Source organism: Pseudomonas zhanjiangensis (assembly GCF_041027545.1).
Classification (GTDB): domain Bacteria; phylum Pseudomonadota; class Gammaproteobacteria; order Pseudomonadales; family Pseudomonadaceae; genus Aquipseudomonas; species Aquipseudomonas zhanjiangensis.
In genome coordinates this window covers 389,531-406,935 of the sequence record NZ_JBFTEG010000003.1, presented here as the reverse complement: position 1 = coordinate 406,935, position 17,405 = coordinate 389,531, and the positions used below count along the sequence as shown (strand labels likewise).

General features: G+C 68.3%; 17 protein-coding genes. 10 read left to right on the top strand and 7 right to left on the bottom strand.

Translation table 11 applies throughout. From position 1 onward, the window contains the following. Positions 1–2 precede the first annotated feature (2 nt). The 6 genes from AB5S05_RS06765 (at position 3) to AB5S05_RS06740 (ending at position 5,911) form a co-directional block, all read left to right on the top strand. Complete coding sequence (locus AB5S05_RS06765) at positions 3–668, top strand: amino acid ABC transporter permease (protein ID WP_369286725.1); 666 nt, start codon at positions 3–5, stop codon at positions 666–668. A 13-nt stretch (positions 669–681) separates the two neighbouring features. Next, a complete protein-coding gene (locus AB5S05_RS06760) occupies positions 682–1,332 on the top strand; it encodes an amino acid ABC transporter permease (RefSeq protein ID WP_369286724.1) in 651 nt (216 codons plus the stop codon). Further along, a complete protein-coding gene (locus tag AB5S05_RS06755) occupies positions 1,325–2,047 on the top strand; it encodes an amino acid ABC transporter ATP-binding protein (protein WP_369286723.1) in 723 nt (240 codons plus the stop codon). The genes AB5S05_RS06760 and AB5S05_RS06755 overlap by 8 nt, the downstream gene beginning before the upstream one ends. A gap of 9 nt (positions 2,048–2,056) precedes the next feature. After that, positions 2,057–3,094: a trans-3-hydroxy-L-proline dehydratase gene (locus AB5S05_RS06750; protein ID WP_369286722.1), complete on the top strand. Its 1,038-nt coding sequence runs from the start codon at positions 2,057–2,059 to the stop codon at positions 3,092–3,094. Positions 3,095–3,235: 141 nt separating this feature from the next. Then, positions 3,236–4,183 carry a dihydrodipicolinate synthase family protein gene (locus tag AB5S05_RS06745; RefSeq protein ID WP_369286721.1) on the top strand — a complete coding sequence of 316 codons (948 nt, stop codon included), beginning with the start codon at positions 3,236–3,238 and terminating at the stop codon, positions 4,181–4,183. Positions 4,184–4,324: 141 nt separating this feature from the next. Then, positions 4,325–5,911, top strand: coding sequence for an aldehyde dehydrogenase (NADP(+)) (locus AB5S05_RS06740; protein ID WP_369286720.1), 1,587 nt, complete (start codon positions 4,325–4,327; stop codon positions 5,909–5,911). Between the two features lie 113 nt (positions 5,912–6,024). On the opposite strand, the gene AB5S05_RS06735 is transcribed toward AB5S05_RS06740, so the two are convergent. Together AB5S05_RS06735 and AB5S05_RS06730 are read right to left on the bottom strand one after the other, a co-directional pair. Continuing rightward, positions 6,025–7,032, bottom strand: a complete 1,008-nt coding sequence (locus AB5S05_RS06735) for an Ldh family oxidoreductase (protein WP_369286719.1) — start codon at positions 7,030–7,032, stop codon at positions 6,025–6,027. A gap of 141 nt (positions 7,033–7,173) precedes the next feature. Next, positions 7,174–7,731, bottom strand: coding sequence for a hypoxanthine-guanine phosphoribosyltransferase (locus AB5S05_RS06730; protein ID WP_369286718.1), 558 nt, complete (start codon positions 7,729–7,731; stop codon positions 7,174–7,176). Between the two features lie 248 nt (positions 7,732–7,979). Here AB5S05_RS06730 and upp point away from each other — a divergent pair, with 248 nt between their 5' ends. Together upp and AB5S05_RS06720 are read left to right on the top strand one after the other, a co-directional pair. Then, a complete protein-coding gene (gene upp / locus AB5S05_RS06725; protein ID WP_369286717.1) occupies positions 7,980–8,618 on the top strand; it encodes a uracil phosphoribosyltransferase in 639 nt (212 codons plus the stop codon). A 2-nt stretch (positions 8,619–8,620) separates the two neighbouring features. Then, positions 8,621–9,886 (top strand): uracil-xanthine permease family protein, encoded by a 1,266-nt coding sequence (locus AB5S05_RS06720; protein ID WP_369286716.1) that lies wholly within the window; start codon positions 8,621–8,623, stop codon positions 9,884–9,886. 59 nt (positions 9,887–9,945) lie between these two features. Here the strand turns inward: AB5S05_RS06720 and AB5S05_RS06715 are convergent, their stop codons facing one another. The 3 genes from AB5S05_RS06715 to AB5S05_RS06705 form a co-directional block, all read right to left on the bottom strand. Continuing rightward, positions 9,946–11,277 carry a spinster family MFS transporter gene (locus AB5S05_RS06715; RefSeq protein WP_369286715.1) on the bottom strand — a complete coding sequence of 444 codons (1,332 nt, stop codon included), beginning with the start codon at positions 11,275–11,277 and terminating at the stop codon, positions 9,946–9,948. A 179-nt stretch (positions 11,278–11,456) separates the two neighbouring features. Beyond that, positions 11,457–12,479: a ferrochelatase gene (gene hemH / locus AB5S05_RS06710; RefSeq protein ID WP_369286714.1), complete on the bottom strand. Its 1,023-nt coding sequence runs from the start codon at positions 12,477–12,479 to the stop codon at positions 11,457–11,459. A gap of 19 nt (positions 12,480–12,498) precedes the next feature. Next, on the bottom strand, positions 12,499–13,401 hold the full coding sequence (locus AB5S05_RS06705; RefSeq protein ID WP_369286713.1) for a TIGR01777 family oxidoreductase: 903 nt from the start codon (positions 13,399–13,401) through the stop codon (positions 12,499–12,501). A gap of 202 nt (positions 13,402–13,603) precedes the next feature. Here AB5S05_RS06705 and AB5S05_RS06700 point away from each other — a divergent pair, with 202 nt between their 5' ends. Together AB5S05_RS06700 and AB5S05_RS06695 are read left to right on the top strand one after the other, a co-directional pair. Further along, positions 13,604–14,590, top strand: coding sequence for an NAD(P)/FAD-dependent oxidoreductase (locus tag AB5S05_RS06700; RefSeq protein WP_369286712.1), 987 nt, complete (start codon positions 13,604–13,606; stop codon positions 14,588–14,590). Then, positions 14,587–14,853: a TIGR02450 family Trp-rich protein gene (locus tag AB5S05_RS06695; protein WP_369286711.1), complete on the top strand. Its 267-nt coding sequence runs from the start codon at positions 14,587–14,589 to the stop codon at positions 14,851–14,853. The genes AB5S05_RS06700 and AB5S05_RS06695 overlap by 4 nt, the downstream gene beginning before the upstream one ends. A 9-nt stretch (positions 14,854–14,862) precedes the next feature. Here AB5S05_RS06695 and AB5S05_RS06690 read toward each other — a convergent pair whose 3' ends face one another. Both AB5S05_RS06690 and AB5S05_RS06685 read right to left on the bottom strand, forming a co-directional pair. Beyond that, a complete protein-coding gene (locus AB5S05_RS06690; protein WP_369286710.1) occupies positions 14,863–15,783 on the bottom strand; it encodes a ribose-phosphate diphosphokinase in 921 nt (306 codons plus the stop codon). Between the two features lies 1 nt (position 15,784). After that, complete coding sequence (locus tag AB5S05_RS06685) at positions 15,785–17,347, bottom strand: thymidine phosphorylase family protein (protein ID WP_369286709.1); 1,563 nt, start codon at positions 17,345–17,347, stop codon at positions 15,785–15,787. Positions 17,348–17,405 lie beyond the last annotated feature (58 nt).

Sequence of the window (17,405 nt, the reverse complement as noted above, 5' to 3'; positions counted from 1 at the left end):
CCATGTTCGACTACAGCTTTCACTGGCGCTCGGCCTTCAAGGCCCTGCCCGACATGCTCGGCGGCGCCTGGATCACCTTCGAGACCGCCGCCCTGTCGATGATCTTCGGCGTGCTGATCGCCCTGCTACTGACCCTGATGCGGCGCATGAGCAACCCGCTGGTCCGTGGCTTCGGCGACGCCTGGGTGTCGATCGCGCGCAACACCCCGTCGCTGTTCCAGATCTACCTGCTGTACTTCGGCCTCGGCTCCTTCGGCCTGCATGTCAGCTCCTGGGCCGCGCTGCTGGCCGGGATCACCTTCAACAACGCCGGCTACCTGGCGGAGAACTTCCGCGGAGGGCTCAAGGCCGTGCCGGAGACGCAGATGCGTGCGGCCCGTTCGCTGGGCATGAGCGCGTTCAAGGCTTACCGCCTGATCGTGATACCGCAGCTGCTGCGCATCGTCTTCCACCCGCTGACCAACCAGATGGTCTGGGCGGTGCTGATGACCTCGCTGGGGGTGATCGTCGGCCTCAACAACGACCTCACCGGCGTCACCCAGGACTACAACGTGAAGACCTTCCGCACCTTCGAGTACTTCGCCCTGGCGGCGGTCCTCTACTACCTGATCGCCAAAGCCATCGTCCTGGCCGCCCGCCTGCTCGGCTGGCGCCTGTTCCGCTACTGAGAGAGCCATGGCCATGTTCGCTACCAGCCTGACTTCCACCGACCTGCTGTTTCTCCTGCAGGGCGCCTGGACCACCATCCTGCTGACCCTCGGCGCCATGCTCCTGGGCAGCCTCGGCGGCCTGCTCTGCGGCCTGCTGCGCGCCAGCTTTGCCAATGCGACGCTGCCGCTGGCCTGGCTGCTGGATGTGTTTCGCAGCGTGCCGCTGCTGATCCAGTTCGTCCTGTTCAACTCGCTCAAGAGCATCGCCGGCCTCGACTGGAGCGCCTTCGCCGTCGCCTGCGGCGTGCTCGGCGTCTACGCCGGTGCCTACTGCACCGAGATCGTCCGCGGCGGCCTGCTCGCCGTGCCGGCCAGCGTGCGCCGGGCCGGCCGCTCGCTGGGCATGAGCTACTGGCAGGAGCTGCGCCACATCGCCCTGCCGATGGCCACCCGGGTCGCCTTCCCGGGCTGGCTCAACCTGTGCCTGGGGGTGATGAAGGACACCGCACTGGTCATGTGGATCGGCATCGTCGAGCTGCTGCGCGCCTCGCAGACCATCGTCACGCGCATTCAGGAGCCACTGCTGGTGCTGTGCATCGCCGGGCTCATCTACTACCTGATCAGCCTGGTCGTGGCACGCCTGGGCAACCAACTGGAAAAGAGGTGGCAGGAAAATGATTGAGATCGACAACGTACACAAGTCCTTCGGCGAGCTGGAGGTGATCAAGGGTGTCAGCCTCAACGTCGACAAGGGCGAAGTGGTCTCGGTGATCGGCGGCTCGGGCTCGGGCAAGTCGACCCTGCTGATGTGCATCAACGGCCTCGAGCCGATCCAGCGGGGCTGCATCCGCGTCGACGGCACCGAGGTGCATGCCAAGGCCACCGACCTCAACAAGCTGCGGCAGAAGATCGGCATCGTGTTCCAGCAGTGGAACGCCTTCCCCCACCTGACCGTGCTGGAGAACGTCATGCTGGCGCCGCGCAAGGTGCTCGGCCAGAGCCGCGAGCAGGCCGAGGCCATGGCGGTCAAGCAGCTCACCCACGTCGGCCTGGGCGACAAGCTCAAGGTGTTTCCCGGCAAGCTCTCCGGCGGCCAGCAGCAGCGCATGGCGATCGCCCGGGCGCTGGCCATGTCGCCGGACTACATGCTGTTCGACGAGGCCACCTCGGCGCTGGACCCGCAGCTGGTCGGCGAGGTGCTCGACACCATGCGCCTGCTCGCCGAGGAAGGCATGACCATGGTCCTGGTCACCCACGAGATCAGCTTCGCCCGCGAGGTGTCCGACCGCGTGGCCTTCTTCCGCCACGGCCTGGTGCACGAGATCGGCACCCCCGAACAGGTGCTCGGCAACCCGCAGCGCGGGGAAACCGCCGACTTCCTCAAGTCCGTGCTCTAGGAGCAGACCATGCGCTCATCCAAAGTCATTCATGTGATCAGCTGCCACGCCGAGGGCGAGGTCGGCGACGTCATCGTCGGCGGCGTCGCTCCGCCACCGGGCGACACGATCTGGGCGCAGTCGCGCTGGATCGCCGAGGACCAGCAGCTGCGCAACTTCATGCTGAACGAGCCACGCGGCGGGGTGTTCCGCCACGTCAACCTGCTGGTGCCGGCCAAGGATCCGCGGGCGCAGATGGCCTGGATCATCATGGAGCCGGCCGACACCCCGCCGATGTCCGGCTCCAACTCGCTGTGCGTGGCCACGGTGCTGCTGGAGAGCGGCATCCTGCCGATGACCGAGCCGGAAACCCGGCTGGTGCTGGAGGCCCCGGGCGGGCTGATCGAGGTGCTCGCCCAGTGCCGCGGCGGCAAGGTCGAGCGGGTCGAGGTGAAGAACCTGGCGTCCTTCGCCGACCAGCTCGACGCCTGGATCGAGGTCGAGGGCCTGGGTTCGCTGCAGGTGGACACCGCCTACGGCGGCGACAGCTTCGTGATCGCCGACGCCCGCGCCCTGGGTTTCGCTATTCGCCCGGACGAAGCCGCCGACCTGGCGCGCCTCGGCGTGCAGATTACCCGCGCGGCCAACGAGCAGCTGGGTTTCGTCCACCCGTCGAACCCGGACTGGGCGCATATCTCCTTCTGCCAGCTGGCCGCGCCGGTCGTGCGCATCGACGGCGTGCTGAGCGCCGCCAATGCGGTGGTGATCCGCCCGGGCAAGGTCGACCGCTCGCCCACCGGCACCGGCTGCTCGGCGCGCATGGCGGTGCTGCACGCCAAGGGCCAGCTGGCGGTGGGCGAGCGCTTCGTCGGCCGCTCGATCATCGGCTCAGAGTTCCACTGCCATATCGACAGCCTCACCGAGCTGGCCGGGCGCCCGGCGATCATCCCCTGCCTGTCCGGGCGGGCCTGGATCACCGGCACCCACCAGCACCTGCTCGACCCCGACGACCCCTGGCCGACCGGTTACCGCCTCTCGGATACCTGGCCGGTCGAGCCGAAGCGGTAAAACCTGTTCTTTGAAGCTTTGCAAACCGCCGCCTCGCCGGCGCGATGAACCGGGCCCAGGCCCAACCAATGGCAAGAAGGGCTGATAACGGCCAATTGTTTTCGTATACGAAATACCTTGATCTGCCCAGGAGGCAACAGCATGAACAGCAACATCTTCACCGGCACCATCCCCGCCCTGATGACCCCCTGCACCGCCGAGCGCAAGCCGGACTTCGACGCCCTGGTGCGCAAGGGCCGCGAACTGATCGAAGCCGGCATGAGCGCGGTGGTCTACTGCGGCTCCATGGGCGACTGGCCGTTGCTCACCGAGGCCGAACGCCAGGAAGGGGTGGCGCGCCTGGTGGCTGCCGGCATCCCGACCATCGTCGGCACCGGTGCGGTGAACAGTCGCGAAGCCGTGTCGCACGCCGCCCACGCCGCCAAAGTCGGCGCCCATGGCCTGATGGTCATCCCGCGCGTGTTGTCCCGTGGCGCTTCGCCAGCCGCCCAGCAAGCGCACTTCTCCGCCATTCTCGAAGCGGCGCCGCAGCTGCCGGCGGTGATCTACAACAGCCCGTACTACGGCTATGCCACCCGCGCCGAACTGTTTTTCAAACTGCGGCGCCAGTACCCCAATCTGATCGGCTTCAAGGAGTTCGGGGGCGCCGCCGACATGCGCTATGCCGCCGAGCACATCACCTCTCAGGATGACGAAGTGATTCTCATGGCCGGCGTCGATACCCAGGTCATGCATGGCTTCGTCAATTGCGGCGCGACCGGCGCCATCACCGGTATCGGCAACGCCTTGCCGCGCGAAGTGCTGCAGCTGGTCGAACTGAGCAAGCAGGCCGCCAAGGGCGACGCCATTGCCCGCCGCCGCGCTCTGGAGCTGTCCGAGGCGCTCAACGTGCTGTCGTCTTTCGACGAAGGCACCGACCTGGTTCTCTACTACAAGCACCTGATGGTGCTGGGCGGCGACCAGGAATACGCCCTGCACTTCAACGCAACCGATGCGCTCAGCGACGCCCAACGTCACTACGCCGAGACCCAGTACAAGCTGTTCCGCCAGTGGTACGCCAACTGGTCGGCCGAACAGAACCTCGCCTGATCGCGGTACCTCGGCCGGGTGCTTCCAGCGCATCCGGCCGAGCTGGCCTGCCATAGCCAGGTCGATCGGCAGTTTGCCGAGCTCGACTGAACAGCCAGGACCTTTGCGTACCTGTTCATAGGCCCCCAACAGGAGCTAACAATGCCCGCTACCATCGGCCACAACTTCATCGCAGGCGGCCGCAGCGCCGCCGGTGAGGTCATCCTGCAGAGCCTCGACGCAGCGAACGGCGAGGCGCTGCCCTACCGCTTCCACCAGGCCACCGAGGCCGAGGTGGATGCCGCCGCCCGCGCCGCGGCTGCCGCCTACCCGCGCTACCGGCAACTCTCGGCCGAGCGCCGCGGCGAATTCCTCGACGCCATCGCCGCCGAACTCGACGCCCTGGGCGACGACTTCGTCGAACTGGTGTGCCGCGAGACCGCCCTGCCCGCCGCGCGCATCCAGGGTGAGCGCAGCCGCACCAGCAACCAGCTGCGCCTGTTCGCCCGGGTGCTGCGCCGCGGCGACTTCCACGGCGCGCGCATCGACCGCGCGCAGCCGCAGCGCCAGCCGCTGCCACGCCCGGACCTGCGTCAGTGGCGCATCGGCCTGGGGCCGGTGGCGGTGTTCGGCGCCAGCAACTTTCCCCTGGCCTTCTCCACCGCCGGCGGCGACACAGCCTCGGCCTTGGCCGCCGGCTGCCCGGTGGTGTTCAAGGCGCACAGCGGGCATATGGCCACGGCCGAGCGGGTCGCCCAGGCGATCATCCAGGCGGCTGAGAAGACCGGTATGCCGGCCGGGGTATTCAACATGATCTATGGCGCCGGGGTCGGCGCCGACCTGGTCCGCCACCCGGCGATCCAGGCGGTAGGCTTCACCGGCTCGCTCAAGGGCGGCCGGGCGCTGTGCGATCTGGCGGCGGCGCGCCCGCAGCCGATCCCGGTGTTCGCCGAGATGAGTTCGATCAACCCGGTGCTGCTGCTACCCGCAGCCCTGAAGCAGCGCGGCGAACGGATCGCCGCCGAGCTGGCCGCCTCGGTGGTGCTCGGCTGCGGCCAGTTCTGCACCAACCCCGGCCTGGTGATCGGCCAGCGCTCGGCCGAGTTCGACACCTTCCTGCAACGCTTCGCCGCCCACATGGCCGAGCAGCCGCCCCAGACCATGCTCAACGCCGGCACCCTGGCCAGCTACCGCCGGGGCCTGGACGCCCTGCACCAGCACCCGGGCATCCGCCACCTGGCCGGCAGCCCGCAGCAGGGCAACCAGGCGCAGCCGCAGCTGTTCCAGGCCGACGCCCGGCTGCTGCTGGAGGGCGATGCGCTGCTGCAGGAGGAAGTCTTCGGCCCGACCACGGTGGTGGTCGAGGTGGCCGACCAGGCCGAGCTGACCCAGGCCCTGCACGGCCTGCACGGGCAACTGAGCGCCACCCTGATCGCCGAGCCGGCGGACTTGGCGAGCTGCGCCGAGCTGCTGCCGCTGCTCGAACAGAAGGCCGGGCGCCTGCTGCTCAACGGCTACCCCACCGGGGTCGAGGTCAGTGACGCCATGGTCCACGGCGGCCCCTACCCGGCCACCTCGGACGCCCGCGGCACCTCGGTCGGCAGCCTGGCGATCGATCGCTTCCTGCGCCCGGTCTGCTACCAGAACTGCCCGGACGCGCTGCTGCCGGCCGCCTTGCAGAACGCCAACCCGCTGGGCATCGCCCGCCTGGTGGACGGCGAGACCACGCGCGAATCCCTGGCCGATTAGTTGTCGGCTCGGTTTCAGGGATCGCACCTTGCCCCGGTTCGAACAGCCGGGGCTTTTTTTGCCTATGTGTCGAGCACGCTCTCCACCCGACGGATCGCGCCGCCTATCGCCCCTCAGGCGACAATCAACGCCCTGAGCTCGTCGTACTGCGCCTGGGAAAGCTGCACGCCGCGCTCGGCGCTGCCCGCCCGCGCCTGGTAGCGACGCTGCGAGGGCAGCCGTGCACCCTGGTCCTGAATGCTCGCGAACAGCGTCTCGGCCCGCGCCAGGTGCTGGTCGCAGGCAGAGCCGAGGAAACGCCGCGGGTCCAGGGCGATGATCAGCTCGCCGTGATAGGGCGTGGCCTGGCTGCCGGCGTCGAAGGCCAGCGATTCGGCGCTGGTCAGGTCGCCGATCAGGGGGCCGGCGATCAGCTCGACCATGGCCGCCAGCGCCGAGCCCTTGTAGCCGCCGAAGGTCAGCATGGCGCCCTGCAGCACGGCGGCCGGGTCGGTGCTGGGCCGGCCCTGGGCATCGACGCCCCAGCCCTCGGGGATCGGCTGACCGCTGCGCTGGTGCCGTTCGAGGTCGACGCGGGCGGCGGCGCTGGTGGCGAAGTCGAAGACGAACGGCGGCTGCCCGGCTCGCGGCCAGCCGAAGGCGATGGGATTGGTGCCGAATACCGGCTGGCTGCCACCGGCCGGCGCCACCCAGGCATGGGCGGGGGTACAGGCCAGGGCCACCAGCCCCGCCTCGGTCAGTTCCTCGATCTCCACCCACAGGGCGGAAAAATGCACGCAGTGGTTGATCGCCAGGGCGGCGATGCCCGCCTGGCGGGCCTTGGCCAGCAACGCCGGCACGCCGGCCCGAAAGGCCAGCTGGGAGAAGCCGCCCCGGGCATCGACGCGGACGATGGCCGGGGCCTGGTCGATCATCTCTGGCACCGCATCGGCAACCACCTTGCCGGCCTTCAGCGCATGCACGCAGGCGACCAGCCGATAGAGGCCGTGGGTGCTGTAGCCATCGCGCTCGCAGGCCAGCACCGTGGCGGCCACCGCCTGCACATGGGGCTCGCTGAAGCCGTTGCTGCGCAGGATGTCGTGCGCGAGCTCTCGCGCCTGTTCCAGGGTCAATCGAATCATGGGCAATCCTCTGCTAACCAGCAGTTAGCCTGGCGCCTGTGACCCGTCGCGGCTTGAGCCGTTTAGCCCATAAGATTGACGAATTCGGCACAGCCCGCGGCGCGCAGCCCGGGAAGCGGGCCGCGCCGGTTGCTGCTTCGCTTACAGACCCTTGACCGCGTAGATGCCCGGCGCGTTGCGCCAGTAGCCCTTGTAGTCCATGCCGTAACCGAAGATATAGCGGTCGATGCAGGGCAGGCCGACGTAATCGGCCTTGAGGTCGGGGCGGGCCTTGCGGTCGTGGTCCTTGTCGATCAGCACCGCGGTGTGCACCGCGCTGGCGCCGGCGTGGCGGCAGAAGTCGATGATCGCGCCGAGGGTGTGTCCCTCGTCGAGGATGTCGTCGATGATCAGCACGTCGCGGTCGATGAAGGAAATTTCCGGCTTGGCCTTCCAGAACAGCTCGCCGCCGCTGGTCTCGTTGCGGTAGCGGGTGGCGTGCAGGTAGGACAGTTCCAGCGGGAAGGCGAGCTTGGGCAGCAGCTTACCGGAGAAGATCAGGCCGCCGTTCATCACGCAGAACACCACCGGGTTGCGCTCGGCCAGCTGCTCGTTGATGGCCGCGGCGACCTGCTCGATGGCCGCTTCCACCTGGGCTTCGCTGTACAGGCAGTCGGCTTCCACCATGACTTGGCGGATGTGCGCGAGATCGACGGGCATGGCGTTTCCTCTTCAGTGAGCGGGCCGGCACCAGGCCGACAAGCTGATCGTTTGGTCAAAATAAAAGCTGGCAAAGGTACCGGTCCGGCCAGCGCAGGGCAAGTAGGGCCGGACCAACTGCAGGAAATGCGCAGAATCGCCGAGATTGACCGGTAAGTTGCGGCAAAGCTCGCCAACCTGCGCGCCACGGCGCATCGCCAATGCTAATCTAAGCCGTTTTTTTTGCCAGCCCCGCCGGAGAATCCGCCATGCCCATTCGAGAGATCCGCCATCCGCTGATCCGCCACAAGCTCGGCCTGATGCGCCGCGCCGACATCAGCACGAAGAACTTCCGCGAACTGGCCCAGGAGGTCGGCGCCCTGCTGACCTACGAGGCGACCAACGACCTGCCGCTGGAAAGCTATGAGATCCAGGGCTGGGCCGGCACGGTGCAGGTGGAGAAGATCGCCGGCAAGAAGATCACCGTGGTGCCGATCCTGCGCGCCGGCATCGGCATGCTCGACGGCGTGCTCAGCCTGATTCCCGGGGCCAAGGTCAGCGCCGTGGGCGTGGCGCGCAACGAGCAGACCCTGCAGGCGCACACCTACTTGGAGAAGCTGGCGCCGGAGATCGACGAACGCCTGGCCCTGATCATCGACCCGATGCTGGCCACCGGCGGCTCCATGGTCGCCACCATCGACCTGCTGAAAAAGGCCGGCTGCAAGGAAATCCGCGCCATGGTCCTGGTCGCCGCGCCCGAGGGCATCAAGGTGGTGAACGATGCCCACCCGGACGTGCAGATATTCACCGCCTCGATCGATGAACGCCTCAACGAGCACGGCTACATCATCCCCGGCCTGGGCGATGCCGGCGACAAGATCTTCGGCACCAAGCAGAAGGACGCCTGAGCATGCAGGACCATATGCAGGACGCTAGCTGGCGGCAGATCCTCGCCGGCTCGCAGATGCTCTTCGTCGCCTTCGGCGCCCTGGTGCTGATGCCGCTGATCACCGGCATGGACCCCAACGTGGCGCTGTTCACCGCGGGCCTGGGCACCCTGATCTTCCAGCTGGTGACCAAGAACCAGGTGCCGGTGTTCCTCGCCTCGAGCTTCGCCTTTATCGCCCCGATTCTGGCGGCGAAAAGCGACTTCGGCCTGCCGGCGACCCTCGGCGGCCTGGTCGCCGCCGGCGTCGTCTACATGCTGCTGGCCGGCGCGGTGCGCCTGAAGGGCACCGGCTTCATCGACCGGCTGCTGCCGCCGGTGGTGATCGGCCCGGTGATCATGGCCATCGGCCTGGGCCTGGCGCCGGTCGCCGCCAACATGGCGATGGGCAAGGCCGGCGATGCCAGCGTGCAGCTGGTGCCCTATGACGTGGCGCTGATGATCTCGCTGCCGGCGCTGGTCACCACCCTGATAGTCGCGGTGATCGGCCGCGGCATCTTCCGCCTGATCCCGATCCTCTGCGGCGTCGCCGTGGGCTACGGCCTGGCAGTGCTGTTCGGCGTGGTCGAGTTCGGCGCCGTGGCCGCCGCGCCCTGGCTGGCCATGCCCAACTTCGTCGCCCCGGAGCTGCACTGGGGGGCGATCCTGTTCATCCTGCCGGTGGCCATCGCCCCGGCCATCGAGCACATCGGCGATGTGCTGGCGATCGGCACCGTGACCGGCAAGAACTACCTGCACAAGCCCGGCCTGCACCGCACCCTGCTCGGCGACGGCCTGGCCACCTCGGCCGCCGGCCTGCTCGGCGGCCCGCCCAACACCACCTACTCGGAAGTCACCGGGGCGGTGATGCTGACCAAGAACTTCAACCCCAGGGTGATGGTCTGGGCGGCGCTGATCGCCATGGCCCTGGCCTTTATCGGCAAGTTCGGCGCGGCGCTGCAGAGCATCCCGGTGCCGGTGATGGGCGGCATCCTCTGCCTGCTGTTCGGCTCCATCGCCGTGGTCGGCCTCAACACCCTGATCCGCCATCAGGTCGACCTGTCCGAGCCACGCAACCTGGTGATAGTGGCGGTAACCCTGGTGTTCGGCATCGGCGGCATGGTCATCGGCGCCGGCGACATCAGCCTCAAGGGCATCTCCCTGTGCGGCATCGTCGCCATCGTGCTCAACCTGCTGCTGCCCGGCGGCCTGGGCTGGCGCAGCAAGGCCCTGAGCGAAGACCAGGGCTGATCCCAGCCGCCTAAAAGAGCCCCGCCAAATGCGGGGCTTTTTCTTGTGCGTTGCTTGCCTCAGGCCGGACTGGCCGCCCATTGCTGCAGGCGTACCACGCTCTCGCGGTAGGGCTTGAGGCCCTGGGCGAGCAGCAGGATCGAGCTGAACACCGCCAGCGAGGTGACGATCAGTAGCGAGTAGCGCAGCGCCTGGTCGTCGCCGAAGGCGTAGTCGGTGACCAGCGCCACCGCGGTCGGGCCGATGCCCAGGCCGATCAGGGTCACCACGAACAGGTAGATCGCCGAGGCCTGGCCACGCATCGAGTTGGGCATGATCTCCTGGATCGCCGCCGGTGCCACGCCGAACGGCATGCTCAGGAAGAACACCGTCGGCACCATCAGCAGCGCCGCCAAGAAACCGCTGTCCATCAGCGGAAAGCTCAGCACGCAGGGCACCGCGCCGATGGCCGCGTAGAGGCCGACGCGCATATTGGCGTCGCTGCGGCCGTGCTTGGCCATCCAGTCGGCCAGGCGCCCGCCGAAGACAATGCCCAGGCAGCCGAACACCGCCACTATGCTGCCGTAGACGATGCCGACCTGGCCGGCTTCCCAGCCATGGGTGCGAATGAAGAAGGTCGGCACCCAGGCGGCGCTGCCGTAGCCGGCGAAGGACAGGCCGGCGAAGCCGAAGTTGTGGCACAGCACGGTGCGTCGGTTGGCGCGGATATAGCGGCCGACATCGGCCAGCGGCACCGCCACCCCGGCGCCGACACCACGCCGCGCCGGCTCGCGGACCGCCAGCATGAGCAGGGTGAAGAGCACCCCGGCGGCGCCCAGGGCGAGGAAGATCAGCTGCCAGGGGCGTACCTCGCCAATGATCGGCAGCAATACATCGCCCTGGGCCGAGGCGACCTTGATCACCAGGCCGCCGAGCAGGAAGGCCAGCCCCGAGCCCAGGTAGACCCCCATCGAGTAGACGCTGATCGCCGTGGCCCGGCGCGAGGCGGGAAAGCTGTCGGCGATCAGCGAGTAGGCCGCCGGCGACAACGCCGCCTCGCCGACGCCGACGCCGATCCGGCACAGCAGGAACTGCCAGTACAGCCTGGCCATGCCGCAGGCCGCGGTGGCGGCGCTCCAGAACAGCACGCCGATGGCGATCAGCCCGCGCCGGCTCTTGCTGTCGGCCAGGCGCCCCAGGGGAATGCCGCAGATGGTGTAGAAGATGGCGAAGGACAGGCCCATCAGCAGGCTCATCTGGGTATCGCTGATCATCAGGTCGCGGCGAATCGGGCCGACCAGCAGGTTGAGGATCTGCCGGTCGATGAAGGACAGCACGTAGGCCACCATGAGGATGGCGACGGTGGCCCAGGCGCGGACGCTGGAGGGGTAGCCGTTATTGTTGTTGTGCACGGACGGTCTCCTCGGCACCGCTGGCGCGGCGCGCGACGGTTGAAAGAGCCGCCAGCTTAGACCGACATTTAGCGCAGTGAGTATCGCCAGGCACCGTTATCAGCGAGGCGAATGGAGCCGGACCATTCGAGCGAATGATCCGGCGCGGCCAGTCCGGCGCGGCCAGCCCGGCACGGCGATCAGAGCGGCACGGGCGCGCGCTCACAGAGGGTCTTGAGTGCCGCCACCCAGCTCGGATGATCGTTAAGGCAGGGCACCAGTTGCAGGGTCTCGCCGCCGGCGGCCTGGAACTGCTCGCGGCCACGGTCGCCGATCTCCTCCAGGGTCTCGATGCAGTCGGCGACGAAGGCCGGGCACATCACCAGCAGCTTCTTCACCCCCTGCCCGGCCAGCGCCTCCAGGCGCGCCTCGGTGTAGGGCTCGATCCACTTGGCCCGGCCCAGGCGCGACTGGAAGGACACCGACCACTGGTCGGGACGCAGGCCCAGGCGCGCGGCGAAGGCCTCGGCGCTGCGCAGGCACTGGGCGCGGTAGCAGGTGGCGAGCACCGCCGGCGGCGCCGTGCGGCAGCAATCGGCACCCTTGAGGCAGTGACCGCTGGGGTCGAGCTTGTGCAGGTGGCGCTCGGGCAGGCCGTGGAAGCTCAGCAGCAGGTGGTCGAAGCCCTGCTCAAGATAGGGTTTGGCACTGTCGACCAGGGCGTCGAGGTATTCGGGCTGATCGTAGAACGGCGGCAGGATCGCCATCTGCAGGTCCAGCCGACGCTCGCGCAACACCCGCCTGGCTTCCTCGATCACCGTGGTGGTGGTGCTGTCGGCGAACTGCGGGTAGAGCGGCGCCAGGGTCACCCGCTTGACGCCCTGGGCGGCCAGGCGGGTCAGCACCGTCTCCAGCGACGGCTCGCCGTAGCGCATGGCCAGCTCGACCGGGCCCTGGGTCCATTGGCGCTGCATCGCCTGCTGCAGGCGCTGGCTCAGCACCACCAGCGGTGAGCCCTCCTGCCACCAGATCGAGGCGTAGGCATGGGCCGACTGCGCCGGGCGCTTGATCAGGATCAGCGACACCAGCAAGCGGCGCAGCGGCCAGGGCAGATCGACCACATAAGGATCCATCAGGAACTGATTGAGGTAACGCCGTACATCAGCCACGTCGGTCGAGGCCGGGGAGCCCAGGTTGACCAGCAGCAGGGCGTGATCGGTCATGAGTAATCCTTAAGTTCAGTCAGTGGCGACCCAGCAGATCCGCCAGGGCCGCATCCAGATCGGTGAAGCGAAAGCGAAAACCGGCCTCGAGCAAGCGCGCCGGCTGCGCGCGCTGGCCGCCCAACAGCAACCCGGCCATCTCGCCGAAGGCCAGGCGCAGGATGAACGCCGGCGCCGGCAGCAGTGTCGGCCGATGCAGGACGCGGCCCAGGGCGCTGGCGAACTCGGCATTGCGCACCGGTTGCGGCGCGCAGGCATTATAAGGACCGCTGGCCTGCTCCTGCTGCAAGAGATAGTCGATCAGGGCGATCTGGTCGGCGATATGGATCCACGACATCCACTGACGACCATCGCCCACCCGCCCGCCGAGGCCGAACCTGAAGGGCGGCAGCAGGCGCGTGAGAAAGCCGCCTTCGGTGGACAGCACCAAACCGGTGCGGATCAGCACCACGCGGATGCCCAGAGCTTCGGCGCGTTGCGCGGTTTCTTCCCAGGCACCGCACAACTGGGCGCCGAAGTCGTCGGTGATCTGCCCGCTGCCCTCATCCAGCTCGCGCTCGCCACCATCGCCATACCAGCCGATCGCCGAGCCGGAAATCAGCACCCGCGGCCTTTGCTGGCGCTGTTGCAACCAGGCCAGCAACTGTTCGGTGAGGGTGATCCGGCTGGCCCACAGCAGCTGCTTGCGCTTGCGCGTCCAGGGCCGGTCGGCGATGGGCGCGCCGGCCAGGTTGATCACCGCGTCCACGCTCTGCATGCCAACCTCATCGAGCACGCCGACACCGCGCACCTGCTCGCCGCACAGGCTCGCCACCTTCTCTGGCGTGCGGCTCCAGACCGTCAATTGATGACCCTGCTGCCCCCACTGGCGACACAGGGCGCGGCCGATCAGGCCGGTACCACCGGTCAGCAATATGTGCATGGCATCTTCCTCGCATGACCCCGCTCAAGGTATTCGAGCCGAGATTGATGATTAGTAGAGCAACGTGCCTTTAAACCGGCCACGAATTGTCTTAAATAAACACAGGCACGATTGAAGTCGACAGCAAGCCTATACAAAAGAACTCTATTGTATAGGATTTGTCTAAAGCGTAGCCTAGCGCTCTGCGAGTACGAGGTACACCATGACCGCACCCATCGCCATCATTGGCACCGGCATCGCCGGACTCTCCGCCGCCCAGGCCCTGCACGCCGCCGGCCTGGAAATTCAACTGTTCGACAAGAGCCGCGGCAGCGGTGGCCGCATGGCCAGCAAGCGCACCGAGGTCGGCACCCTGGATCTGGGCGCGCAATACTTCACCGCCCGCGACCGCCGCTTCGTCGATGTGGTCCAGCAGTGGCTGGCGCGCGGCTGGGTCGCCGAATGGTCGCCAAACCTCTACCACTCCAGCAACGGCCAGCTCAGCGCCTCGCCGGACGAGCAGGTGCGCTGGGTCGGCATCCCGCGCATGAGCGCCATCACCCGCGCCCTGCTCGGCGCCCTGCCGGTGCGCTTCGCCTGCCGCATCACCGAGGTGTTTCGCGGCGAGACGCACTGGAGCCTGCAGGACGCGGACGGCGAGGCCTACGGCCCCTTCAGCCAGGTGGTGATCGCCGCCCCCGCACCGCAGGCTACCGCCTTGCTGGCGGCCGCGCCCAAACTCGCCAGCGCCGCGGCCAGCGTGACCATGGAGCCGACCTGGGCGGTGGCCCTGTCGTTCGACAGCCCACTGGATACCAAGGTCGACGGTTGCTTCATCCAGGACAGCCCGCTCGACTGGCTGACCCGTGCCCGCAGCCGCCCCGGCCGCGACGGCAGCCTGGATACCTGGGTGCTGCACGCCAGCAGCCGCTGGAGCAAACAGCACCTGGACATGGACAAGGAAGCGGTGATCGAGACCCTGTACGGCGCCTTCGCCGAGGTCATCGGTTGCGCGGTGCCGCCGCCGAGCTTCGGCCTGGCGCATCGCTGGCTCTATGCCCGCCCCGCCGCCGCGCACCAGTGGGGCGCGCTGGCCGACGCCGACCTGGGCCTGTACGTCTGCGGCGACTGGTGCCTGTCCGGACGGGTCGAAGGCGCCTGGCTGAGCGGCCAGGAGGTGGCGCGCAAACTGCTCGAGCACCGCCAGTGAATGCCGCTACAACACCAGGCGCGGACCGCCACCAGGTCAATCCGCGCAAGCTGCTGCTGTCGAAATGGACAGCCGTACAACCGCGCAACCGCGAGAAGCACTTCCTGGTCACCGAACTGCTGTGCGACGAGGACGGCCAGGTGCTGCAGGTCGAATTGCAGGCGGTGCTCAGCCGCCGCAGCCGGCTGATCGACTGGCGCGAGCTGCAGGACGGTGCGTGCTGGCGCATGGGCTGGCAAGCGGCGCAAGGCGTCGCCGACTGACCCCCAGGGTCACCCCTTCCCCTCTTCCACCTCGTTGCCGAGCAACGGCCGCACGGCCTCGGCCAGCAGCCCCGCCATGGCCAGCGCATTGCTCGGATGGGCGATGCAGTCGCTGCTCCAGACCTCGCCGACGCCGGCGGCTTCGATCACCGCCAGGGCATCGCCGGCGAACAGCGCATGGGTGACTGCGACGTCGACCGAGGCGGCGCCTGCCGCCAGCAGCTGCTCGGCTGCCCGCGCCAGGGTGCGCCCGGAGCTGGCCACGTCATCGAGCAGCACCACCTGGCGCCCCTGCACCGGCAAGGCCGGCAGGACGATCTCGACCTCGCGATCACCGCGCCGCTGCTTGCTGCACACCCCATGCTCGAAACCGAACAGCGCCGCCGCGGATTCGATCCACTGCGCCGACTCGGCGTCCGGGCCGATCAGCACCGGGCGCTCGCGCTTCTCGGCCACCAGTTGCGCCAGCGAGGGTGCGGCGGACAGGGCTATCGCCGCCGCCAGCGGCACCGCCTGTTCGAGGCGTTCGATGCGGTGCAGATGCGGATCGACGGTGACCAGCGCATCGAAATGCTCGGCCAGGAAGCGGCCGATCACCCGCTGGCTGACCACCTCGCCCGGGGCAAAGGCGATGTCCTGACGCATATAGGCCAGATAGGGCGCCACCAGCAGCACACGCCGCGCGCCCAGCGCGCGCGCCTCCTCGGCCACCAGCAGCAGCTCGACCAGCTTGTCGTTGGGCCGGTCGAGGCTGCGATAGAGCACCAGCTCCTCGGGCAGCGCCTGCCCTGCCGCCAGCGGCAGGCGCAGGCGCAGCTCCTGGTCGGGAAAGCGGTGGCGCTCGATGCACGCCGCCGCCAGCCCCAGCGCCTGCGCCAGGCGCTGGGCCGGCGCGCGCTCGTCCTCGAAAAACAGCAGCAAGGTGTCCATTTCAGAACTCCACGAACAACGGTTTGAGCTGTTCAGCCGTTCCCAGGCTGAAGCCGCAGTGGCGCACGCTGGCCTGATGGGCGAACTCCAGGTCGGCCGGATAGGCCGCATAGACCCGGTACAGGGGCTCGCCGGCCTGCACCGGCTCGCCCAGCTTGCGCAGCAGCTCGACACCGGCGCCCTGCACCTTGGGCGCTCCGGCCAGACGGGCGATGCGCGCCAGCTGCAGGTTGTCGATGGCGGTCACCAGCGCCGTGCGCTCGGCCGCGATGTCGAAACTCAGCGGCGCCAAGGATGGTTGCTGCGGATCGAATTCGGTGGCGCCCTGGGCCTCGATGATCGCGCGCATCTTGCTCAGGGCGCGGCCCGAGTCGAGTATGTCGCGGGCGATGGCGAAGCCGTCGCCGCCGCGCACGTCCGGGTCGAACTCGAGCATCCGCCCGGCCAGGCGCAGCGCCTTCTGGCGCAAGTCGTTGGGCGCCTCCGGGTCGTTGCGCAGCACGGCCATCACGTCGCGCGCCTCCAGCATCGGACCGATGCCGCGACCGATCGGCTGACGCCCGTCGCTGATCACCACGTCGATGGCCAGGCCCATGCGCCCGGCGACGTATTCGAACAGCTTGCGCAGCCTGTTCGCCTCGGGCATAGAACGCACCTTGGCCGAGGGTCCGATGGGGATATCCAGCAGCAGGTGGGTGGAGCCGGCGGCGACCTTCTTCGACAGGATCGAGGCGACCATCTGCCCCGGCGAATCGATCGACAGTGGCCGCTCCACGGCGATCAGCACGTCGTCGGCCGGCGACAGCTCGCTGGAGCCGCCCCAGGCCAGGCAGCCGCGGTGCTCGCGGACGATCTCCTCGAGGCGGGCGAAGGGCAGCTCGACATTGGCCAGCACCTCCATGGTGTCGGCGGTACCGGCCGGCGAGGTGATCGCGCGCGAGCTGGTCTTCGGGCAGAGCATGCCGTGGGCCGCGACTATCGGCACCACCAGCATCGAGGTGCGGTTACCGGGGATGCCGCCGATGCAGTGCTTGTCCACCACCGGGTGCTCGTGCCAGTCCAGCCGGCGACCGACCGAGGCCATGGCATCGGTGAGGAAATACACCTCCTCGCGATCCAGCTCGCCCTGGTTGCAGGCCACCACGAAGGCGGTCAGCTCGATCTTCGAATAACGGTGATCGGCGATGTCGCGCACGATCGCCCGGAAGTCTTCGCGCTCCAGGCGCTCGCCGGCGATCTTGCGGTGCAGCGCGGGGATCGAGCCGGCCGGCTCGGCCTGGGAAACGCTCGCCGGGTGGCCGTCCTCCACGTTCAGCTGGGCGAAGGCGTCCTCGGACAGACCCAGCTCGTCGACCCCGACGATGCAGTCGTCATCCACCACGTTGAGGCTGGCGAGGATGCGCCGGCCATTGGCGCTGACCTCGACCTTGGCCAGGGCCTGAAAGCCCTCGGCGCGGTACAGCGCGCAGTCGCGATGCAGGTAGGCGACGTTCTCGCGATAGGTGTCGATGGCCACGCGGCGCAGCTGCAGCGGCGCGGCGGGTCCAGGGGGGTGCTTGCTCATGGTGCTCGCCGACGGGGAAGGTGAACCCTCTATGTACGACCCCGGCCTCGCGCTGCCA